Genomic DNA, 22385 nt, shown 5'->3' with positions numbered 1-22385 from the left:
GCATGGCGGCCAACGGCGCTCCCACCAAAATCACCCAGGGCTCGCGGACCAGGGGCGGCATCGGCGAGTCCACGCTCCGCCCCGACGGCATCCTCAAGGTCACCGGCGAGTTCGCGTACTCCTCCGACATGTGGCACGAGGACATGCTCTGGGGCCAGATCCTGCGCTCCACGGTCGCGCACGCCGAGATCGTCTCGATCGACACCGCCGAGGCCCTCGCCCTGCCGGGCGTGTACGCCGTGATGACGTACGACGACCTGCCCACCGAGGTGAAGAACTACGGCCTGGAGATCCAGGACACCCCGGTCCTGGCCCACGGCAAGGTCCGCCACCACGGCGAGCCCGTCGCCGTCGTCGCCGCCGACCACCCCGAGACCGCCCGCCGCGCCGCCGCCAAGATCAGGGTGGAGTACCGGGAACTGCCGGTGATCACCGACGAGGCCTCCGCGACCGCGCCGGACGCGATCCTCGTCCACGAGAACCGCACCGACCACCACGCCGGCCACGTCCCGCACCCCAACGTCGTCCACCGCCAGCCGATCGTCCGCGGCGACGCCGAACAGGCCGCGAGGAGAGCCGACTTCGTCGTCAAGGGGGAGTACCACTTCGGCATGCAGGACCAGGCCTTCCTCGGCCCCGAGTCCGGGCTCGCCGTGCCCGAGGAGGACGGCGGCGTCCACCTCTACATCGCCACCCAGTGGCTGCACAGCGACCTGCGCCAGATCGCGCCGGTGCTCGGCCTGCCGCCGGAGAAGGTCCGCATGACGCTGGCCGGAGTCGGCGGCGCCTTCGGCGGGCGCGAGGACCTGTCGATGCAGATCCACGCCTGCCTGCTGGCGCTGCGCACCGGCAAGCCCGTCAAGATCGTCTACAACCGGTTCGAGTCCTTCTTCGGACACGTCCACCGCCACCCGGCCAAGCTGTACTACGAGCACGGGGCCACCAAGGACGGCAAGCTCACCCACGTCAAGTGCCGGATCGTGCTGGACGGCGGCGCGTACGCCTCCGCCTCCCCGGCGGTCGTCGGCAACGCCGCCTCGCTCGGCATCGGCCCCTACGAGGTCGACGACGTCGACATCGAGGCCATCGCCCTCTACACCAACAACCCGCCCTGCGGCGCCATGCGCGGCTTCGGCGCGGTCCAGGCGTGCTTCGCCTACGAGGCGCAGATGGACAAGCTCGCCGACGCCGTCGGCATGGACCGAGTGGAGTTCCGGCAGCTGAACGCCATGTCCCAGGGCACGATCATGCCGACCGGGCAGCCGGTCGACTCCCCGGCCCCGGTCGCCGAACTCCTGCGCCGCGTCAAGGCGATGCCGATGCCGCCGGAGCGCCAGTGGGAGAGCTCCGAGGGCGCCGACGTACGGCAACTGCCCGGCGGCCTGTCCAACACCACGCACGGCGAGGGCGTCGTGCGCGGGGTGGGCTACGCGGTCGGCATCAAGAACGTCGGCTTCTCCGAGGGCTTCGACGACTACTCCACCGCCAAGGTCCGCATGGAGGTCGTCGGCGGCGAGCCGGTCGCCACCGTGCACACCGCGATGGCGGAGGTCGGCCAGGGCGGCGTCACCGTCCACGCGCAGATCGCCCGCACCGAGCTGGGCGTCACCCAGGTGACCATCCACCCGGCCGACACCCGGGTGGGCAGCGCCGGTTCGACGTCCGCCTCCCGGCAGACGTACGTCACCGGCGGCGCCGTCAAGAACGCCTGCGAGCTCGTGCGCGAGAGGGTCCTGGAGATCGGGCGCCGCAAGTTCGGCTCCTTCCACCCGGCCTGGGCCACCGCCGAACTCCTCCTGGAGGGCGGCAAGGTCGTCACCGACGGCGGCGAGGCCCTCGCCGACCTGGTGGACGTCCTCGAGGACGAGGCCGTCGAGGTGGAGGAGGAGTGGCGGCACCGGCCGACCGAACCCTTCGACCTGCGCACCGGTCAGGGCAACGGCCATGTGCAGTACTCCTTCGCCGCGCACCGCGCGGTCGTCGAGGTGGACACCGACCTCGGCCTGGTGAAGGTGATCGAGCTGGCCTGCGCCCAGGACGTCGGCAAGGCGCTCAACCCGCTGTCCGTCGTCGGCCAGATCCAGGGCGGCACCACCCAGGGCCTGGGCGTGGCGGTCATGGAGGAGATCGTCGTCGACCCGAAGACGGCGAAGGTGCGCAACCCGTCCTTCACGGACTACCTCATCCCCACCATCCTCGACACGCCGACCATCCCCGTCGACGTGCTCGAACTCGCCGACGACCACGCGCCGTACGGGCTGCGCGGCGTCGGCGAGGCCCCCACCCTGTCGTCCACACCCGCCGTCCTGGCGGCGATCCGCAACGCGACGGGGCTGGAGCTGAACCGCACGCCGGTCCGGCCGGAACACCTCACCGGCATGTGAGCCCACGGCGTCCGAACCGATGAACCCCCGGGGGGAGTCCGCCCCCGGGGACCCCAACTGTTCGTCTCGGGCCGTCCCCCGGGTCGTCCATTCCCAGATCCCGCATGCCGTCGACGGCGTCGGGTGTCCCTGTGAACCTTGGGAGATGGCCCCATGACCCAGCAGTCAGTGGAGCCGAGGACCACCGCCGAGGACGCGGGCGCGGGCAGCCGCGTCCCGGCGGGCCGGTCCTGGCTCGACCGCTACTTCCACATATCCCGGCGGGGATCCACGGTCGCGCGTGAAGTGCGCGGCGGCGTCACCACCTTCATGGCGATGGCGTACATCCTGCTCCTCAACCCGCTGATCCTGTCCGGCAAGGACGCCGCCGGCGACACCCTCGGCCAGAAGGCCCTGATCACCGCGACCGCGTTCGCCGCGGCCCTCACCACCCTGCTGATGGGCCTCGTCGGCAGGGTGCCGCTCGCCCTCGCCGCCGGCCTGTCCGTGTCCGGCGTCCTGTCCTCGCAGGTCGCGCCGCAGATGACCTGGCCGCAGGCGATGGGCATGTGCGTGGTCTACGGCGTGGTCATCATGCTGCTGGTGGTCACCGGCCTACGCGAGATGATCATGAAGGCCATTCCGCAGGCGCTCAAGCACGGCATCACCATCGGCATCGGCCTGTTCATCGCGCTCATCGGCTTCTACAAGTCCGGCTTCGTGCACCAGGGCAAGTCCACCCCGCTCGCCCTCGGCCCGGCCGGCGAACTCGCCGGCTGGCCGGTGCTGCTCTTCGCCTGCACCCTGCTGCTGATCTTCATGCTCCAGGCCCGAAACGTCCCCGGCGCCATCCTCATCGGCATCGTCGGCGGCACCGTGGCGGCGGCCGTCCTGAACGGGGCGGGCGTCATCAAGTCCGGCGCCTGGGCGGGCGGCGCGCCCGTACTGCACGGCAGCGCGGTGTCGATGCCCGACTTCTCGCTCTTCGGGCACGTCGAGTTCGGCGGCTGGGGCCAGGTCGGCGCGATGACGGTCGGCCTGATCGTCTTCACTCTGGTCCTGGCCGGCTTCTTCGACGCGATGGCCACCATCATCGGCGTCGGCACCGAGGCGAAGCTGGCCGACGCCGAGGGCCGGATGCCCGGCCTGTCCAAGGCGCTGTTCATCGACGGCGCGGGCGGCGCGATCGGCGGCGTCGCCGGCGGATCCGGGCAGACCGTGTTCATCGAGTCGGCGACCGGCGTCGGCGAGGGCGCCCGCACGGGCCTCGCCTCGGTCGTCACCGGCCTGTTCTTCGCGGCCTGCCTGTTCTTCACCCCGCTCACCGCGATCGTTCCGCAGGAGGTCGCGGCCGCCGCGCTGGTGGTCATCGGGGCCATGATGCTGATGAACGCCCGGCACGTGGACTGGGCCGACCGGTCCACCGCGATCCCGGTCTTCCTCACCGTGGTCCTGATGCCGTTCACGTACACCATCACCACCGGTGTCGCGGCCGGGGTCGTCTCGTACACCGCCATCAAGGCCGCCCAGGGCAGGGCCCGGGAGATCGGCGCCTTCATGTGGGGCCTGACGGCGGTCTTCCTCGTGTACTTCGCACTCAGCCCCATCGAGAGCTGGCTGGGCGTGCGCTAGCGGCGCCCACCGCCCACCACCCGCCGCCGACGCGCCCCCACGACCGCCGCAAGGAGACCGACTGATGCTGGACATCGCCGAGGAACTGGACCGGTGGGTCGCGCAGGGACGCGACTTCGCCGTGGCCACCGTGGTGGCCGTCGGCGGCAGCGCACCGCGCAGGCCGGGTGCCGCCCTCGCGGTCGACGCCGACGGCACGGCCATCGGCTCCGTCTCCGGCGGCTGTGTGGAGGGCGCCGTCTACGAGCTGTGCCGGCAGGCGCTGGAGGACGGCGAAACCGTCCTGGAGCGCTTCGGCTACAGCGACGAGGACGCCTTCGCCGTGGGACTGACCTGCGGCGGCGTCATCGACATCCTCGTCACACCGGTACGGGCCGCCGATCCGGCCCGTACCGTGGCCGCCTCCGCGCTGGCCGCCGCCGCGCGCAGGGAGGCGGCGGCCCTCGCGCGGATCGTGTCCGGTCCGGCCCGGCTGCTGGGCAGGGCGCTGCTGGTCCGCCCGGGCGGCTCCTGGGAGGGCGGCCTCGGAGGCCATCCGGAACTGGACCGCACGGTCGTCGGCGAGGCGTCCGCCTTCCTGGACGCCGGACGCACCGGCACCCTGGAGATCGGCGAGCGGGGCTCGCGCTGCGGCGCCCCGCTCACGGTCCTCGTCGAGTCCGCGGTGCCGCCACCCCGGATGATCGTCTTCGGCGCGATCGACTTCGCCTCGGCGCTGGTGCGCATCGGCAAGTTCCTCGGCTTCCACGTCACGGTGTGCGACGCCCGGCCCGTCTTCGCCACCCGGGCCCGCTTCCCCGAGGCCGACGAGACCGTCGTCGAGTGGCCGCACGAGTACCTGGCCCGCACCGGGGTCGACGCCCGCACGGTGCTGTGCGTCCTGACCCACGACGCCAAGTTCGACATTCCCCTGCTCGAGCTGGCGCTGCGCCTTCCGGTGGCCTACGTCGGCGCCATGGGCTCCCGCCGCACCCATCTCGACCGCAATCGCCGCCTGCGCGAAGTAGGCGTCACGGAGCTGGAGTTGGCGCGGCTGCGGTCCCCGATCGGCCTCGACCTCGGCGCCCGTACGCCCGAGGAGACGGCCCTGTCGATCGCCTCCGAGATCGTCGCCGACCGGCGCGGCGGCAGCGGTGTGTCCCTCACCGGAGTGCACACCCCGATCCACCACGACGGCGTGCCCGCGGCCACCGAGCGCATCGGCACGGTGGCCTGACGGTACGTCAGCTTTCTCAGGGCTGCCTGAGCAGCCGGTTCAGCGCCCGCCCGAACACCGACCGGGCCGCGCCGCGCAGGGGTTCGTCGAACAGGCCCGGCAGGAAGCGGACCCGCAGTTCCTCCCGCCACACCACCCGCGTACGGCCCCCGGGGCCGGGCCGCACCTCGAACTCGGCCCAGCCCAGCACCACTCGGCCCCGCTTCTCCACCCGGCACAGCCCCGGCTCGCCGTCGGCCGGCGGGCGCCAGACGGTGACCTCCATCGGATCGTCGAAGCCGAGCGGACCGATCCCCGAGCGGGCCACGAACACCGTGCCCTCCCGGGTCGGCGCGGACGTGACCACGTTGATACGGGTCAACGGCACCGTGTCGGCATGCCGCGACCACCGCGTGATCCGCCGCCACGCCTCGTCGAGGGGGAGCGGCGCGGTGCGTTCGAGCGAGAAGTTCACCACGCCACGATCGTAGGCAATCGGGGGCCTCCTCTTGTGCGTTCGCCTTCCGCTCACACGGTTGGCTCATCGCCCGGCCCTTCCGCGTATGCACCCGATCACGGGGAGCGCTACCGGATCCGTCTCGGCAGCGGTGGCTGAACCGGGCCACGCGTCAGGAGCGCGGCCCGGTGCCGCGGGTCGTCCTACGGCCGGTAGACCTTGCCCGGCTCCGCCCTGCCCGGCGCCAGCAACTGCGGCACGGTGACGAAGACGTACCCCCGCTCCTTCAGCGCGTCGATGATCCCGGGCACCGCGGGCACCGTGCCCGCGTAGATGTCGTGCAGCAGGATGATCCCGTCCCGGGAGGACTGGTCGAGGACACGCTGGGTGATCAGCGCGGAGTCGGTCGTGGTGTAGTCCTTGGCGGTCACGCTCCACAGGACCTCGGCCACGCCCAGCTCCTCGCAGATCCGGTGCACGGTGTCGTCGGTGCGGCCCTGCGGCGGCCGCATCAGGGTCGGCTTGTGCCCGGTCAGCCGCTCTATCTCCTCGTTCGGGCGCTGTATCTCCTCGCGTACGCGCTCCGCCGGTATCCGGGTCAGGATCTGGTGGTCCCAGGTGTGGTTCGCCACCTCGTGGCCCTCCGCGGCCATGCGGACGACCAGCTCCGGGTACTTCTCGATGTGCCGGGCACCGAGCAGGAAGAAGGTCGCCGGTACCTGTTTCTCCTGGAGGATGTCGAGCAGCCGGGCGGAGTTCTCGCTCGGCCCCGCGTCGAAGGTCAGCGCGATGCACTTGGCGTGACGGCAGTCCACCGTGCCGAACCCGGCCGGCGCGCCCGCGGCGGGGTGCGCGCGGGCCGCGCTCGGCGCCGTGCCGTCGCGTGCGCAGCCGCTCAGCGTGAGACACGCGGCCGTCAGTGCCGCCAGTGCCGTCGATGCCCGGAACCGGGCCCCCGTTTTCGTCGTCTTCCTGGTCACACAAGGCATGCCCGGACTTTATGCGGCGTGTATAGACGCGGTGTATAGCAGGGTCGAATAACTGATCGAAAGCGAAGGTCTGGGCCGGTCGAACGGGCACCACGGCGGCCACGGCGGGGACCGGGCCTGTCGGCGGTGTGTCAGGACTCGGCCCGGCGGCACAGCAGCCGCAGGACGGAGAACAGCGTCACCGGCCACACCGCCGCGAACGCCCAGATCACGCCCGGCTCCGCGGTGACGGCACCGGCCGTCAGGAGGGCGGCGGAGACCGCCACCAGCAGCACCACGGTCCACATCCCGGGAGCGTAGGACGCCACCCGGGAGAGGGCCGGTGGTCTGCGCGCCGACCGCAGCCGCCGGACCAGACGGCGGTCACGGCTGAGGGCGCGTTCTATCTCGTTCAGGATCCGCTGTTCGCGGTCGGGGAGTCGGCCTGTCGACACTGTTGCTCCTACGGGGAACCGGTCTGCCGTGAGTCCTCTCCGACTGCCCCTCACACCTCGGCCTAACCGGCCGGCCGGCGGCGCCGGCGGGATGTGGACGGCCGGGTCCCGCGGGGTACCCGGCACTCGGGGCGGAAGGAGACACGCCCATGAGGTTCCGTGACCGCGCACAGGCCGGCCGGCAACTGGCCGAACGGCTGCGCCCCCGGTACGAGGCGGGCGCACTGCCCGACCCCGTGGTGCTGGCGCTGCCCCGAGGCGGCGTCGCGGTGGCCCGGGAGGTCGCACGGGTGCTGGACGCCCCGCTGGACGTGGTCGTGGTCCGCAAGATCGGCGCCCCCTCGCAGGAGGAGTACGGCCTCGGCGCCATCGCCGGGGACGACCCGCCGCTGTTCGACAAGACGGCCCTGCACCTGCTCGGCCTGACCGAGGAGGACCTCGCCCCGGCGGTGGAGCGCGAACGCGCCGAACTGCGCCGCCGAGCCCGGCGCTACCGCCATGGCCGCCCCGCCACGGACCTGCGCGGACGCACCGCGATCGTCATCGACGACGGCCTGGCCACCGGCTCCACCGCCCGCGCCGCGCTGCGGCACGTCCGGCGCGGCGCACCCGCGCGCACCGTCCTCGCCGTCCCCGTCGGCGCCCCCGACGCCGTCCGCGCGCTGAGCGGCGAGGCCGACGAAGTGATCTGCCTCCACCAGCCGCCCACCTTCACCGCCGTGGGCGTCTGGTACGACGACTTCGAGCAGTTGACGGACGAGGAGGTGCTGCGGGCCCTGACGGACGGCTGAGAGGAGGCACGCCCGTGCCCCGCATGGACCCCGGCGAGGCACGCCGCCGGTTCCTCGCCGCCAGGGTGGCGCGGCTGGCCACGGTGGACGCGGCCGGCCGCCCGTACCTGGTGCCCACGGTGTTCGCCGCCTTCGGCGACGACGGCATCGTGACGGCCGTCGACCGCAAGCCGAAGACCACGACCCGGCTCAAGCGCCTGCGGAACATCGAGGCCACCGGGTCCGTGTCCCTGCTGGCGGACGACTACGACGAGGACTGGAACCGCCTGTGGTGGGCCCGCGCCGACGGCGACGCCCGGATCGTGCCACCCGACGCGGAGGACGAACGGACCGTGGTGCGGTACGGGACCGCGCTCGCCCGGCTGCTGCGCAAGTACCCGCAGTACCGCGAGATCCCGCCGGACGGACCGGTGATCGCGATCACCGTCCGCCACTGGACGGGCTGGTACGCCACCGAACCGCCCGCCGCCGGCCCCGGCGGCCAGGACCCCGGTGACCGAGGACCGGGACCCTGACGCAAGAGGGCAGAGGACAGAGGACAAACGAAAAAGGAGGACGGACGAAAGAGGACAGATGCTGTCCTCAAGGGCCGCTACCGTGCGGACATGACGAAGACGACGACCACCGCGTCGGCCCCCGTGCTGGGCGTACGCGCCCTCAACCGGGCGACTCTCGACCGGCAGTTGCTCCTGCGCCGCGCACCGCTGCCGGCCAAGGCGGCCGTGGAGCACCTGGTGGGCCTTCAGGCGCAGAACGTCAAGCCGCCGTACTACGCCCTCGCCGCCCGCCTCGACGGCTTCGCGCCGGAGCGGCTGTCGGAGCTGATGGCCGGCCGTGAGACGGTCCGCATCGTCACCCTGCGCTCGACCATCCACACCCACACCGCCGACGACTGCCTCACCCTGCGACCGCTCGTCCAGGGCGCCCGCGAACGCGAACTCAACCAGTTCCGCAAGGGCCTGGACGGCGTCGACCTCGACCGGCTCACCGTGCTCGTCCGCGACCTCGTCGAGACCGAGCCGCGCACGATGACACAACTGCGCGCCGCGCTCGGCGCCGAGTGGCCCGACGCCGACCCGCAGGCCCTCGGCGTCGCCGCCCGCTGCCGGCTCCCGCTGGTGCAGGTCACCCCGCGCGGACTGTGGGACAGAAGCGGGCAGGTCGCCCTCACGACCGCGGAGCACTGGCTCGGCCGGCCCACGGGCTTCCCTCCAGGGCTCGCGGAGGGGGACGACCCCACCGCCCTGGAAGTCGCCGTCCTGCGCTACCTCGCCGCCTTCGGTCCGGCCTCCGTCCGGGACATGCAGACCTGGGCGGGCCTGACCCGGATGCGCCCCGTCTTCGAACGCCTCCGCCCCCGGCTCGTCACCTTCCGGGACGACCGCGGCGCCGAACTGTTCGACCTTCCCGACGCTCCCCGTCCCGACCCGGACACCTCGGCACCGCCCCGCTTCCTGCCCGAGTTCGACAACCTGCTCCTGTCCCACGCCGACCGCGCCCGCGTGGTGCCCGAGCGGTACCGGGGCCGCAACGCGCAGGGGAACCTGGCCCATCGCACCCTCCTCGTCGACGGCTTCCTGGCCGGGGTGTGGAAACCGGAGGGCGACACGCTGGTGATCGAGCCCTTCGGCCGGCTGAGCAGGGACCAGCGGCAGGACGTGACCGCGGAGGCCGAGCGCATGCTCGCCGTCCTGCACCCGGGTGCGGCGTACGACATACGGTTCGGGACCGTCGTGGGGCGGTGAGCGCCCGGCGGCCCGGACGCGGACCCCGGCGGTGGCGGTGCCGGGGCCAACGAGGCGATGGAAAGGGGGCGTTGCGGGCCGCTCGTGGTGGCTCGCAACGCCCCCTGGCTTTCACCGGGGCACGGCTCAGGTCAGGACCTGTTCGGTCACGAGGCTGGAGAAGGAGGCCAGTCGGGTGTAGACACCCGGCCGGCCCGCCTCGGCACAGCCGTTGCCCCAGGAAGTGATCCCTGCCAGGACGCCCCCGATGAGCAGGGGACCGCCGCTGTCGCCCTGGCAGGTGTCGACGCCGCCGGACGGATATCCGGCGCAAACCATGTCGCTCGCGACGAAGTCGGAGCCGTAGGAGTCGCGGCACTCGGTGTCGGACACGACGGGTACCGTCGCCGTCCGCAACTGGCCGGAGGAGCCGCCGTTCTCGCCCGTGGTGCCCCAGCCCAGGACGCGGGCCGTCATGCCGGGCGCGTACACCCCGGTGCCGGTGGGGGAGACGTACGCCGCCGTGGCGTACGGCATCCGCGTCGCCAGGGTGAGCACGGCCACGTCGCCGCCGTCGACGACGTCCGTGTAGCCGGGGTCGAACCAGATCCGGCTGACCTCGCTGACCGTGCCGTCCGTGCCGTCGAGGTGGGTGCGCCCGCCCACCACCCGCAGCGTGCCCGGGGTCTCGCCGACCACGCAGTGCGCGGCGGTGACCACCTTCATGGGCGCGACCAGGGTGCCGCCGCAGAACTGGCCGCCGGTCGCGTCCGTGATCTGCATGACGAACGGGTACTCCGCCGTCGTGGTCGTCGTGCCACCGACGACGGGCCTGGGGGCGGCGACCGCCGAGGGGGCGGTGGGCAGCGCGGCCGCGGCAGCGCCGAACGCGACCGCGGCGGCGGTCCGTCTGGCGCGGGTGAGGCCGAACATGCGTCTCCTCGGGGCAGGCCGATGGGGGATCGCGCGGGCGGGGGAGCACCGGGGGCCGTGGGGTCCGTGCTCGGGTCCCGTGTGCCCGGGCGAGCGGCACGCCCCTTACGCTAGGACCGGGCCCACCCTCCTCCAATGAGGGAACTCCCTAGGGGAGTCGGGCAGGGAAATCCCTCGGTCCCACCCCGGTGGGCCCCGGTGGTCCGCCCTCGTCCCGCGGCGCGCTCCGGTGCCGGTCCTCACTGCGTTCACGCGGTCGTCCACGCGGTCAGTCAACCCACGCCGCGCTCACTTCGCGCGCCGGCCTGCCGCCAATCGGACGATGTCGACGCGCGAACGGATCCCCAGCTTGCGGTAGACCCGGGTCAGGGTCGCCTCCACCGTCTTGACGCTGATGAACAGCCGCGCCGCGATCTCCCGGTTCGTCGCGCCCTCCATGACCAGCGCCGCCACCTGACGCTCCATCGCCGCCAGTCCGTCCAGCGCCGCCGGGGCCACCTCCGGCTGCTGCTTGGGCCGGGCGGCGGCGGCCTCCTCCACCCGGCGCAGCCACGGCAGCGCGCGGCAGCGCCGGAACAGCCGCGCCGCCTCGTCGTACGACGTCGGCCCCGGCACGGGGGCCGCCCCAGCCCGGCCGACTCCCAGGGCCGGGGCGAGGGTGCGCAGCCGGGCCAGCGCGAACGCGGCGCGGGCCTCCTCCAGACCGTTGCCGAGCTTCGCCAGCCGGTCCTGTGCGGACGTCAACTGGGCCACGGCCACGTCCTGTTCGCCGCAGGCCGCCCGTACCTGCGCCTCGGACCGGTCGAGTACGGCCAGCACGCTCTCGCGGCCGAGCCGCAGCGCGTGCTCGCGGGCCACGTCGATGACGCGCTGGGCCTCGGCCCGCTCCCCGGTCCGCACCAGGGCCTCCGCGAGGTCGCCGTGCCAGCGGCCGCGCGCCGGATCGGTGATGCCGAGCCCCAGCTCCAGCTCCCGCACCCGGCGCAGCGCCGTCACGGCGGCCTGGTCGTCCCCGGCCACCAACTGGGCGTGCCCCAGGGCGGTCAGGGCGCGCGAGAGATACATCTGGTCGCCGTCCTCCTCGGCGTGCCCCACCGCCTCCCGGGCCAGGGCCAGCGCCCGGTCGGTGCTGCCGCCGGAGGCCTCGGCGAGGGACGCCAGCGTGGCCGAGGCGCTCTCGCCGATGCCGGTGTCCCGGGCCATCCGCAGACTCTCGCGGGCCAGGTCCAGGGCACGGCCGCAGTGGCCGGAGCGCAGTTCGGTCTCGGCGAGCAGGCGCAGGAAGTGCACCTCGCTCTCGACCATGCCGCGCCGCCGGACCTCGCGCAGCAGCGCGGTGATGGTCGCCCGGGCCTCGGCCAGCCGGTCGCTCATCAGCAGCCAGCGGTAGCGGGCCGAGCCGACGCCGTTGTGATGGCAGGCGACGTACGGGTCCTGAGGCTCCCTCAGGGCCCGCTTGATGGTGGCGGGGGCGTTCGGATGCCCCATCAGGGTCTCGGTGGAGGCCTGGAAGGCGAGCGCCATCAGCTCGGTGCGCCGGTCCCGGCCGCGCTCCGCCAGTTCGGCGGCGTGCGCGGCCTCCTGGCGGGCCTCGGCGAAGTCGCCCTCCACGACCAGCCCGCGCCAGGCCAGTTGGTAGTGGACCAGGGCGAGCAGCCGCGGGTCGTCGCCGGCGTCGGCCAGGGCCTGCGGGAAGACGATGTCGACGTCCCCGAGGGCCTGGCCGGCCGACTCGATCACCACCATCCAGGCCCGCACGCGTTCGGCGGGCACGGTGGCCCGGGTCAGCACCTCGCGGGCGATGTCCCGGGCGAGGTCCACCTCGCCGGCCGTGATGGCGTCCTCGGCGGCCTGCAACCGCCGGCCGTCCGGTCCCGGCCCGCTGCCGGCCGGGGTGTGCCGGGCGGCGAGCAGGCCCAGCGAGGCGGCCACCGAGGGCGCCCCGCGGTCCCGGGCCAGCGCGGCGGCCTCGGCGAGCCGGGCGGCCACCTCCGGGTCGGTGCCGGTGGTGGCCAGCGCCAGGTGCCGGGCCCGCTCGATGGGGTCGGGGGCGGCGGTTGCCAGCGCGGCGTGGGCGGCACGGCGCTCCTGGGCCGGGGCCTCCGCGTAGAGCGCGGCCGATATCAGCGGGTGCGCGAACCGTACGGCGGGGTCTTCCGGCTCGGTGGCCAGCAGCCCCAGTTCGGCGGCCTGCGCGCACTCGGCCTCGGCGTTGCCGCGGCCGGCCGCGTGCAGCAGGGCGGGGGTGGGGCGGGCGCCGGCACTGGCCACCAGCAGGGTGCGGCGGGCCTCGTCCGACAGCATCTCCAGCCGGCTCAGGACGAGGGCGCGCAGCGAGGTCGGCACCGGCAGCGGCTCGCCCGGCCGGGGCGGGGTGGGGCTCTCGGCCAGGGCGCGGCCCAGTTCCAGCGCGAACAGCGGGTTGCCGCCGCTGGTGCGGTGGATGTCGCGGACCGTGGAGCGGGACAGGCCGGCGTAGCCGCGGTGGCCGAGCAGCGAGGACACCTGGGTACGGGTCAGCGGGCCCAGCCGGACGGAGAGGGTGTCGGGCGGGCAGGCGCGCAGATGGCGGTCGTACTCCTCCTCCTCGGTCCGCACCGCGCACAGCATCTGCACGGGTGTCTCGCCGAGGCGCCGGGCGGCGAAGCCGAGCAGTTCGGCGCTGGCCGAGTCCAGCCACTGGAGGTCGTCGGCGACGATCAGGACCGGGCCCTTCGCGGCGAGCGCGCGCAGCGTGGAGAGCACGGCCAGGCGCAGGGCGAGGCCGTCGCGCTGGAGGGTGGACTCGCCGCGGCCGGTGAGCGCGGACTCCAGCGCGGTGTGCTGGGCGGCGGGCAGCTTGCCGGACACCTCGTCCAGGACCAGGCCGAAGAGGTCGGCCAGGGCGAGGAAGGGCAGGTGGGATTCGGACTCGGTGGCAGAGCAGCGCAACACGGTGCGGGCGTTCGGGGCATATTCCGCGGCCAATGCCCGCAGCACCGTCGACTTTCCTATTCCGGCCGGCCCGTGCAGCAGCACACTCCCACCGCGCGCGAGCTGCTCCCGCGCCGCCGCGGACGGCTCCTCCTGGCCGATGACCAGGTCGGAACGGCAGCTCGCAGGGCCCTTGAAGTCCCGTCGCACGGTCACCGCTCCCCTCGAGTGTCGTGTTCGGGCCAAATTCTAGGCAACCCGCCCGTGAATTTCGGACAGCCAGGGTGGTGAGGGAAATAACAGCGCCCGGAGCAGGCCCATATTCAAAGCACCGCTGAATGAATACGCCTCCCCACGAGCAGAGCCCTCCGACGGTACCCCCGCCACACCCCCACGAACACTCCCGTACCGGCCTTCCCGCCCGGGCCACCGGCCTCTACGGAAGCCGCTCCCACCGGCGCGTGCCGGGGCCCTGACCCCGACCTGGGGAGGATCCACGCCCCGGCACCCCCCGCTGCCGGTAGGCCCGCGGGGGTGCGGGTTTCCGCCGGCGCCTGCCGGAGCCCGGCCCCCAGCCGATACCGGAAGCCCGCCCACTGGGCTGTGCCCGCCCACTGGGCTGTGCCCGCCCACTGGGCTGTGCCCGCCCACTGGGCTGTGCCCGCCCACCGGGCTGCGCCCGCGCGCCCGCGCGTCACTACCCCCGCACCCCTCGCGGGCCAAGCCCCCGCCCCTACGGCAGTAGCCCCGCCCGGCGGGCCGTCGCCACCGCCTCGCCTCTGGTGTGGGCGCCCAGTTTGCGCATGGCCGCGCGGAGGTAGCTCTTGACGGTTTCCGGGCTCAGGCCCAGGCGGGTCGCCGCGGCGGCGTTGGTCGCCCCGGCGGCGACGCAGGTCAGTACGTCGATCTCGCGGGGGGCCAGGCTCACGCCCGCCACCGGGGCAGCCGCCGTGGTCAACAGGCCGCAGGCGTCGAGGAGTTCGGCGCGCAGGCCGGGGTCGGAGATCCGCGGGGCCAGGGCGCGCAGGGCCGCGTGGGCCTCGCGGACCTGCTCCCAGGCGACCCCGTCCGCGGGGTCAGGCGCGGGCGCCGCACGGGACGCCGCCAGCAGGTCCCGCGCCTGCTCCTCCGCCACCAGCGCCTGCTCCACGTCCCGCGCCGCCTCCACGGCCGCGCTCAGCGTCCGGTCGCCCAGCGGCTGGGCCGTGCGCAGCGCGCCGTACAGCACGCCGCGCACCCGGCGCCGTACGACCACCGGCACGGCCAGCACCGAGCGCAGCCCCTCCGCGGCGACCGGGACGTCGTACTCGTGGCTGATCCGCGGGGACAGCGAGTAGTCCGTGACCGCGCACGGGCGGGCGAGCGCCACCGCCTTGCCGCCGAGCCCGTTGCCGGAGCTCACCGCGAGCGCCCTGAGCGCGAGCGTCGTCGTGCCGGTCAGCTCGCTGATCCGCACCCGCGGCCGGCCCGGCTCGACCAGGCCGCCGAAGGCGACCGGGAGGCCCGTCGCACGCCGCAGCCGTACCAGCGCACCGCGGATCTCCGCCGCCCCGGACGCCTCCGTCCTCACCGCTCGCCCCTTCGCCGTGGACCGTCGTGGACCTTCCCGCCCACCACACCCCCGTTCGGGGGTGGTGAGACGCACATCACGGATTACACGATGGCAGAGAGCCGCCCGGCAATGGTCCGGAACCTAGGAGGACAGATGACGACGGCGACGGAGCTCTTCCGCAGGGCACGGGACTTCCTGCTGGAACACCGTGAGGACTACGCCACCGCCTACGCCGGCTTCGAGTGGCCCCGCCCCTCCCACTTCAACTGGGCACTGGACTGGTTCGACGCCGTCGCCGAGGGGAACGACCGCACCGCCCTGCACATCGTCGAGGAGGACGGCACCGAGACCCGCCTCTCCTTCGCCGAGATGTCCGAGCGTTCCAGCCGCGCGGCGAACTGGCTGCGCGACCGCGGTGTCGCCGCCGAGGACCGCATCCTCGTCATGCTCGGCAACCAGGCCGAGTTGTGGGAGACCGCGCTCGCCGCGATGAAGCTGCGCGCGGTCGTCATCCCCGCCACCCCGCTGCTCGGCCCCGCCGACCTGACCGACCGCGTCGAACGCGGCCGGGTCAGGCACGTGATCGCACGCGCCGCCGACACCGCGAAGTTCGCCGACGTCCCCGGCGCCTACACCCGTATCTCGGTCGGCGGCCTGCCGGAGGAGGGCTGGGAGCCCTACGAGGACGCGTACGCCGCCCCCGCCGAGTTCGTCCCGGACGGGCCCACCCTCGCCGACGATCCGCTGATGCTGTACTTCACCTCGGGCACCACGGCCCGCCCCAAGCTGGTGGAGCACACCCACGTCTCGTACCCCGTCGGGCACCTGGCGACCATGTACTGGATCGGCCTGAAGCCGGGCGACGTGCACCTGAACATCTCCTCGCCCGGCTGGGCCAAGCACGCCTGGTCGAACCTGTTCGCGCCGTGGAACGCCGAGGCGACCGTCTTCATCCACAACTACACCCGCTTCGACGCCGCCCGGCTGATGGCCGAGATGGACCGCGCGGGCGTCACCACCTTCTGCGCCCCGCCGACGGTGTGGCGCATGCTGATCCAGGCCGACCTCACCCAGCTGCGCACCCCGCCCCGCGCGGCCGTGGCAGCGGGCGAACCGCTGAACCCCGAGGTCATCGAGCAGGTCCGGCGTGCCTGGGGCGTGACCATCCGGGACGGCTTCGGGCAGACCGAGACCGCCGTGCAGGTCTCCAACAGCCCCGGTCAGCCGCTGAAGACCGGCTCCATGGGCCGGCCCAGCCCCGGCTACCGCGTCGAACTGCTCGACCCGGTGTCCGGCGCGCCCGGCGCCGCCGAGGGCGAGATCGCGCTCGACCTGTCCGCGCGCCCGGTCGGCCTGATGACCGGCTACCACGGCGACCCGGACCGCACCGCGGAGGCGATGGCCGGCGGCTACTACCGGACGGGGGACGTCGCCTCCAGGGACGAAGAGGGGTATCTCATGTATATCGGACGTTCCGACGATGTCTTCAAGGCGTCCGACTACAAGATCAGCCCGTTCGAGCTGGAGAGCGCCCTGCTGGAGCACGAGGCCGTGGCCGAGGCGGCGGTCGTACCCGCGCCGGACCCGCTGCGTCTGGCGGTGCCGAAGGCGTACGTCGTCCTTGCCGAGGGCTGGGAGCCCGGCACCGGCACCGCGAAGGCGCTCTTCGAGCACTCCCGGGAGGTGCTCGCCCCCTACAAGCGCATCCGCCGCCTGGAGTTCGGCGAACTGCCCAAGACCGTCTCCGGCAAGATCCGCCGGATCGAGCTGCGCGAGGCCACGGCCGAGGGCTCGGCGAACGAGTACCGCGAGGAGGACTTCCGGTGAGCGCACTCGCGGTGATCGAACCGTCCTACGCCCACGGCACCAGCGGCACCCCGCTGCTGGGCGACACCATCGGCGCCAACCTCGACCGGGCGGTCGCCGCCTTCGGCGACCGCGAGGCGCTCGTCGACGTACCCTCCGGACGCCGCTGGACCTACGCCGAGTTCGGCGCCGCCGTCGACCAGGTGGCGCGCGGACTGCTCGCCAAGGGCGTGGCCAAGGGCGACCGGGTCGGGATCTGGGCGGCCAACTGCCCCGAGTGGGTGCTCGTCCAGTACGCCACCGCCCGCATCGGCGTGATCATGGTGAACATCAACCCGGCCTACCGGGCCCACGAGGTGGAGTACGTGCTCCGGCAGGCCGGCATCTCGCTGCTGGTCGCCTCGCCGGCCCACCGGGGCACCGACTACCGGGGGCTGGTCGAGCAGGTCCGCGGCAAGTGCCCCGAGCTGCGGGAGACCGTCTACATCGGCGACCCGTCGTGGGACGCGCTGACGGCCGCCGGAGCCGATGTGTCGGTAGATCAGCTGCGTGCGATTCAGGGCGAGTTGAGTTGTGACGACCCGGTCAACATCCAGTACACCTCGGGCACCACGGGCTTTCCCAAGGGCGCCACGCTCTCCCACCACAACATCCTCAACAACGGCTACTGGGTGGGCCGTACGGTCGGCTACACCGAACGGGACCGGATCTGCATCCCCGTGCCGTACTACCACTGCTTCGGCATGGTGATGGGCAACCTGGCGGCGACGTCGCACGGCGCGTGCATGGTCATCCCGGCGCCGTCCTTCGAGCCGAGGGCCACCCTGGAGGCCGTGCAGCAGGAGCGCTGCACCTCGCTGTACGGGGTGCCGACGATGTTCATCGCGGAGCTGAACCTCCCCGACTTCGCGTCGTACGACCTCACTTCCCTGCGCACCGGCATCATGGCGGGCTCGCCCTGCCCGGTGGAGGTGATGAAGCGGGTGGTCGCCGAGATGCACATGGAGGAGGTCTCCATCTGCTACGGCATGACCGAGACCTCGCCGGTCTCCCTCCAGACCCGGATGGACGACGACCTCGAACACCGCACCGGCACGGTCGGCCGCGTACTGCCGCACCTGGAGGTCAAGGTCGTCGACCCGGCCACCGGCGTCACCCAACCCCGTGGCACGGCGGGCGAGTTGTGCACCCGCGGTTACAGCGTGATGCTCGGCTACTGGAACGAGCCCGAGAAGACCGCCGAGGCCGTCGACCCGGGCCGCTGGATGCACACGGGCGACCTGGCGGTGATGCGCGAGGACGGGTACGTCGAGATCGTCGGGCGTATCAAGGACATGATCATCCGCGGGGGCGAGAACATCTACCCGCGCGAGATCGAGGAGTTCCTCCACGGCCACCCGAAGATCCGCGACGTCCAGGTGGTCGGCGTGCCGCACGAGAGGTACGGCGAGGAGGTGCTGGCCTGCGTCATCCCGCTGGACGCGGCCGACCCGCTGACCCTGGAGGACCTGCGGGCCTTCTGCGAGGGCCGGCTGGCCCACTACAAGATCCCGAGCCTGCTGCGGGTCCTGGACTCCTTCCCGATGACCGTCTCCGGGAAGGTGCGCAAGATCGAACTGCGCGAGAAGTACGCCCTGTGAGCGGATGGCCGGCGTCCCGGGCACCTGTGGTGCGCGGGACGCCGGCCGTGCGGTTCACCGGCCGCGGGTACGGTCCGGACGGTCCTGGCTCTGCTCCCTTCACAGGCTGCGGGCGGTGATGTCGCCGTGGGAGGTGGTGGCGCGGATGTCGAGTTCGGCGCTGCCGTCGTTCTTGAGGGTGTTGCTGACACGGCCGTGACCGGTGCCGGCGTCCAGGGTGGCCGAGACGCCGCCGCCGGCGGCGACCGAGATGTCGCCGGACTGGGTGCGGAGCACAACCGTGCCGCGCACGGCCTCGGTGATCCGGATGTCGCCCCTCGCGGTGCTGATCTCCGCGGGGCCGCCCAGCCGGCCGACCTCGACGTCGCCGTCGATCGCGGTGAGACGGACGCTCGCGGCCTCGTCGATCTTGATCTGACGGTACGCCCCCTCGAAGGCGACGTCGCCGAGGCGGCCGACGCCGCGGAGCTCGGAGCCGGCGGCCTTGACCTCGACGCGGGAGCCGGCGGGCAACTGGACGGTGACCTCCAGGGATCCGGAGGGGCCGAAGAGCTGGTTCTTGGGCTCGGCGGTCCGGATCCGCAGGACGCCGTCGGCGTAGGCGACGGTGGTCTGCTCGGCGGTCTGGACGTCGCGCTTCTTGGAAGGGTTGGCGGGCAGGACCTCGACGGTGGTGTCGGCGCGGTCGGCGGCGATGAACTGGACGCGTCCGGCGGGGATGTCCAGGACGGCGGAGATCGGGGCGGGGCTGTCGAACTTCTGCATCATGCTCTCCCGTGCTCGCTCGTTGTTTCCGATGCCAGAAACGCTACGTTGCTTTCCAGAAACCATCAACACGCTCGTTGCATAGGATGAGCATCGGTGCAGGTAGATGCCGGAAAAGTGTTGCAACGGGCTCATCGGTAACGCAACGACGACTGCTCCGATCATTGCAATGGGTGATGAGTGAACGCTAGGGTGGAGGTGGGACCACCACGAAGGATCACCAAGGAGACCGCGATGCCGGGAGGCAGGCTCACCCAGCAGGAGCGCCAGCAGATCGCGCTGGGGCTGGCCGACAGCCTCCCCTACGCGGAGATCGCCCGCCGCCTCGGCCGTCCGACCTCGACGGTCACGCGCGAGGTGATGCGCAACGGCGGCCCCACCGCCTATCGCGCCGACCTGGCCCACCGCGCCACCGAACACCGTGCTCGCCGGCGCGGGCCCGCCCCCTCCCGCGGGGCGGAGTCGGTCCCCCAGTCGCACGGGCGCGACGCCGGGGCCGTGGCCGAGTACGAGGAGACACTCACCACCGTCCTCATGGCCTCGGGCCTGCCCAGGATGACGGCCCGCGTGCTGACCTGCTTGTTCACCACGGACGCGGGCAGCCTCACCGCGTCCCAGCTCGCTCAGCGCCTCCAGGTCAGCCCGGCGTCCATCTCCAAGGCGATCGCCTTCCTGGAGAGTCAGAGCCTCGTCCGCCGGGAACGCGACGAACGCCGCCGCGACCGCTACATCGTCGACGACGAACTCTTCTACCAGGCGACGATCGCCAGCGCCCGGTCCAACGACCAGCTCGTCGAGACCGCACGTCAAGGCGTCGCCGTCCTCGGCCCCCGCACCCCCGCCGCCGCCCGCCTGGAGAACATCGCCCGCTTTCTCGACTTCATCAGCGAAAGCATCACCCGCGCCGCCGAGCAGGCCCGCGCGGTCCTCCACACCAAACCCGGGACAACCTCGACCGACTCCGCTCAGTCAGGTCCGGGTCGCGCATAAACAGCCGTCCCGAACGTCACACCCGGCCCGATCGGCGCGCTGAGCGTCACCGTCACCCGTGAGTGCCATCGTCGCCCTGGGTGGCGCGGTCCTGCGGGCGCCCCGGCCTGCCGGGCGCGCGTCCCGTGAGTCTCCGCCGAACCGCCGCCCGTCCGGAGTTTCCGCCGCCCGAGGCCGCCCCTTGCCCACTCTTGACGCCCTTTGCGGGCCGCACTTACATTGCTTCCAGATAGTAGAAAGTAGTTTCCGCTATACGGAATAGCCACAACCGCGGGGCGCGACGGGCGTGCGAATCCGACAGCCGAAGACAGCCGAAGCAGGAGAACTCGATGGCTCGTATGACCGCTGCCCGTGCGGCAGTTGAGATCCTCAAGCGCGAGGGCGTCACCGCCGCGTTCGGTGTGCCGGGCGCCGCGATCAACCCCTTCTACGCGGCGCTCAAGGCGTCCGGCGGCATCAACCACACCCTCGCCCGCCATGTGGAGGGCGCCTCGCACATGGCCGAGGGCTACACGAGGACCCACGCGGGCAACATCGGCGTCTGCATCGGCACGTCCGGCCCCGCCGGTACCGACATGATCACGGGCCTGTACTCGGCCATCGGCGACTCCATCCCGATCCTGTGCATCACGGGCCAGGCCCCCACCGCCGTGATCCACAAGGAGGACTTCCAGGCCGTCGACATCGCCTCCATCGCCAAGCCGGTGACCAAGATGGCCGTCACCGTCCTGGAGGCCGCGCAGGTCCCCGGCGTCTTCCAGCAGGCCTTCCACCTGATGCGCTCCGGCCGTCCCGGCCCGGTCCTGATCGACCTGCCGATCGACGTCCAGCTCACCGAGATCGAGTTCGACCCGGAGACGTACGAGCCGCTGCCCGTCTACAAGCCGGCCGCGACCCGCGCCCAGGTCGAGAAGGCGGTCGCGCTGCTCAACGAGTCCGAGCGGCCGCTGATCGTCGCGGGCGGCGGTGTCATCAACGCCGACGCGTCCGAACTCCTCGTGGAATTCGCCGAGCTGACGGGCACTCCGGTCGTCCCGACCCTGATGGGCTGGGGCGTCCTGCCCGACGACCACGAACTGAACGCGGGAATGGTCGGCCTCCAGACCTCGCACCGCTACGGCAACGCGACCTTCCTGGAGTCCGACTTCGTCCTCGGCATCGGCAACCGCTGGGCCAACCGCCACACCGGCAAGCTGGACGTCTACACCGCCGGCCGGAAGTTCGTCCACGTCGACATCGAGCCCACCCAGATCGGCAAGATCTTCGCCCCGGACTACGGCATCGCCTCCGACGCCAAGGCCGCGTTGAAGCTGTTCGTCGAGGTGGCACGGGAGTTGAAGGCGGCCGGACGGCTGCCCGACCGCTCCGCCTGGGCCGGCGCCGCACAGGAGAAGCGGGCGAAGCTCCAGCGCCGTACGCACTTCGACGACATCCCGATCAAGCCGCAGCGCGTCTACGAGGAGATGAACAAGGCCTTCGGCCCGGAGACCCGGTACGTCTCCACGATCGGTCTCTCGCAGATCGCCGGCGCCCAGATGCTGCACGTCTTCAAGCCGCGGCACTGGATCAACTGCGGCCAGGCCGGGCCGCTCGGCTGGACCGTCCCGGCCGCGCTCGGTGTCGCCAAGGCCGACCCGGAGGCGTCCGTCGTCGCCCTCTCCGGCGACTACGACTTCCAGTTCATGATCGAGGAGCTGGCGGTCGGCGCGCAGCACAAGATCCCCTACGTCCACGTGCTGGTCAACAACTCCTACCTGGGCCTGATCCGCCAGGCGCAGCGGGCCTTCGACATCGACTTCCAGGTCAATCTGGAGTTCGAGAACATCAACTCGCCCGAGCTGGGCGTCTACGGCGTCGACCACGTCAAGGTCGCCGAGGGCCTGGGCTGCAAGGCGATCCGGGTGACCGACCCCAATGAACTCGGCGCCGCCCTCGAGGAGGCCAAGAAGCTCGCCGCCGAGCACCGGGTGCCGGTCGTCGTCGAGGCGATCCTGGAGCGGGTCACCAACATCTCGATGTCGGGCACCAACGACATCGGCAACGTCGTGGAGTTCGAGGAAGTGGCCACGGAGCCCGGCCACGCCCCGACCTCCATCAGGACGCTGAAGGTCTGAGGCACGGACACCGATCGAAGGGGACGGCCCGCCCGCAGGGGGCCGTCCCCTTCTCATGTTCATGCTGTTCCGACGTACCTCGCCGGC

At 72.5% G+C, this 22385-nt stretch carries 17 protein-coding genes; 10 read left to right on the top strand and 7 right to left on the bottom strand.

Going from position 1 to position 22385, the window contains the following annotated elements:
• The first annotated feature begins 2 nt into the window (after positions 1-2).
• The 3 genes from TNCT6_RS05215 (at position 3) to TNCT6_RS05205 (ending at position 5211) form a co-directional block, all read left to right on the top strand.
• Positions 3-2384, top strand: a complete 2382-nt coding sequence (locus TNCT6_RS05215; protein WP_141357038.1) for a xanthine dehydrogenase family protein molybdopterin-binding subunit — start codon at positions 3-5, stop codon at positions 2382-2384.
• A 153-nt stretch (positions 2385-2537) separates the two neighbouring features.
• Positions 2538-3995 (top strand): NCS2 family permease, encoded by a 1458-nt coding sequence (locus TNCT6_RS05210; protein WP_141357036.1) that lies wholly within the window; start codon positions 2538-2540, stop codon positions 3993-3995.
• 64 nt (positions 3996-4059) lie between these two features.
• Complete coding sequence (locus tag TNCT6_RS05205) at positions 4060-5211, top strand: XdhC family protein (protein WP_141357034.1); 1152 nt, start codon at positions 4060-4062, stop codon at positions 5209-5211.
• Between the two features lie 16 nt (positions 5212-5227).
• On the opposite strand, the gene TNCT6_RS05200 is transcribed toward TNCT6_RS05205, so the two are convergent.
• The 3 genes from TNCT6_RS05200 to TNCT6_RS05190 form a co-directional block, all read right to left on the bottom strand.
• The gene (locus TNCT6_RS05200) at positions 5228-5668 is read right to left on the bottom strand and encodes an SRPBCC family protein (protein ID WP_141357032.1); all 441 of its coding nucleotides are present in this window, start codon (positions 5666-5668) and stop codon (positions 5228-5230) included.
• A gap of 182 nt (positions 5669-5850) precedes the next feature.
• Entirely contained in the window at positions 5851-6636 is a 786-nt protein-coding gene (locus TNCT6_RS05195; protein WP_141357030.1) for a polysaccharide deacetylase family protein, read from the bottom strand.
• Positions 6637-6767: 131 nt separating this feature from the next.
• Positions 6768-7070, bottom strand: coding sequence for a DUF3040 domain-containing protein (locus TNCT6_RS05190; protein WP_141357028.1), 303 nt, complete (start codon positions 7068-7070; stop codon positions 6768-6770).
• A gap of 149 nt (positions 7071-7219) precedes the next feature.
• Here TNCT6_RS05190 and TNCT6_RS05185 point away from each other — a divergent pair, with 149 nt between their 5' ends.
• From TNCT6_RS05185 to TNCT6_RS05175, 3 genes are all read left to right on the top strand, one after another.
• Positions 7220-7861, top strand: coding sequence for a phosphoribosyltransferase (locus TNCT6_RS05185; RefSeq protein ID WP_141357026.1), 642 nt, complete (start codon positions 7220-7222; stop codon positions 7859-7861).
• A gap of 14 nt (positions 7862-7875) precedes the next feature.
• Positions 7876-8376, top strand: a complete 501-nt coding sequence (locus tag TNCT6_RS05180) for a TIGR03668 family PPOX class F420-dependent oxidoreductase (protein ID WP_141357024.1) — start codon at positions 7876-7878, stop codon at positions 8374-8376.
• 90 nt (positions 8377-8466) lie between these two features.
• A complete protein-coding gene (locus TNCT6_RS05175; protein WP_141357022.1) occupies positions 8467-9606 on the top strand; it encodes a winged helix DNA-binding domain-containing protein in 1140 nt (379 codons plus the stop codon).
• Between the two features lie 126 nt (positions 9607-9732).
• Here the strand turns inward: TNCT6_RS05175 and TNCT6_RS05170 are convergent, their stop codons facing one another.
• The 3 genes from TNCT6_RS05170 to TNCT6_RS05160 form a co-directional block, all read right to left on the bottom strand.
• Complete coding sequence (locus TNCT6_RS05170) at positions 9733-10518, bottom strand: trypsin-like serine protease (protein ID WP_141357020.1); 786 nt, start codon at positions 10516-10518, stop codon at positions 9733-9735.
• Positions 10519-10806: 288 nt separating this feature from the next.
• Positions 10807-13647: a LuxR family transcriptional regulator gene (locus tag TNCT6_RS05165; RefSeq protein WP_141357018.1), complete on the bottom strand. Its 2841-nt coding sequence runs from the start codon at positions 13645-13647 to the stop codon at positions 10807-10809.
• Between the two features lie 517 nt (positions 13648-14164).
• Entirely contained in the window at positions 14165-15001 is an 837-nt protein-coding gene (locus tag TNCT6_RS05160; RefSeq protein ID WP_141357016.1) for a helix-turn-helix transcriptional regulator, read from the bottom strand.
• Positions 15002-15136: 135 nt separating this feature from the next.
• Between TNCT6_RS05160 and TNCT6_RS05155 the strand changes: the two genes are divergently transcribed.
• The gene (locus TNCT6_RS05155; protein ID WP_141357013.1) at positions 15137-16810 is read left to right on the top strand and encodes an AMP-binding protein; all 1674 of its coding nucleotides are present in this window, start codon (positions 15137-15139) and stop codon (positions 16808-16810) included.
• Between the two features lie 11 nt (positions 16811-16821).
• Positions 16822-18429: an AMP-binding protein gene (locus tag TNCT6_RS05150; protein ID WP_172633181.1), complete on the top strand. Its 1608-nt coding sequence runs from the start codon at positions 16822-16824 to the stop codon at positions 18427-18429.
• Between the two features lie 99 nt (positions 18430-18528).
• On the opposite strand, the gene TNCT6_RS05145 is transcribed toward TNCT6_RS05150, so the two are convergent.
• The gene (locus TNCT6_RS05145) at positions 18529-19194 is read right to left on the bottom strand and encodes a DUF4097 family beta strand repeat-containing protein (RefSeq protein WP_141357009.1); all 666 of its coding nucleotides are present in this window, start codon (positions 19192-19194) and stop codon (positions 18529-18531) included.
• Positions 19195-19428: 234 nt separating this feature from the next.
• Here TNCT6_RS05145 and TNCT6_RS05140 point away from each other — a divergent pair, with 234 nt between their 5' ends.
• Entirely contained in the window at positions 19429-20184 is a 756-nt protein-coding gene (locus TNCT6_RS05140) for a helix-turn-helix domain-containing protein (protein ID WP_141357007.1), read from the top strand.
• A gap of 329 nt (positions 20185-20513) precedes the next feature.
• Entirely contained in the window at positions 20514-22298 is a 1785-nt protein-coding gene (gene gcl, locus TNCT6_RS05135; protein ID WP_141357005.1) for a glyoxylate carboligase, read from the top strand.
• Positions 22299-22385: the final 87 nt, after the last annotated feature.

The sequence above is a fragment of the Streptomyces sp. 6-11-2 genome, from assembly GCF_006540305.1.
Taxonomy (GTDB): domain Bacteria; phylum Actinomycetota; class Actinomycetes; order Streptomycetales; family Streptomycetaceae; genus Streptomyces.
The sequence above is the reverse complement of the archived record's forward strand: the minus strand, read 5'-3'. Positions and strand labels throughout refer to the sequence as shown.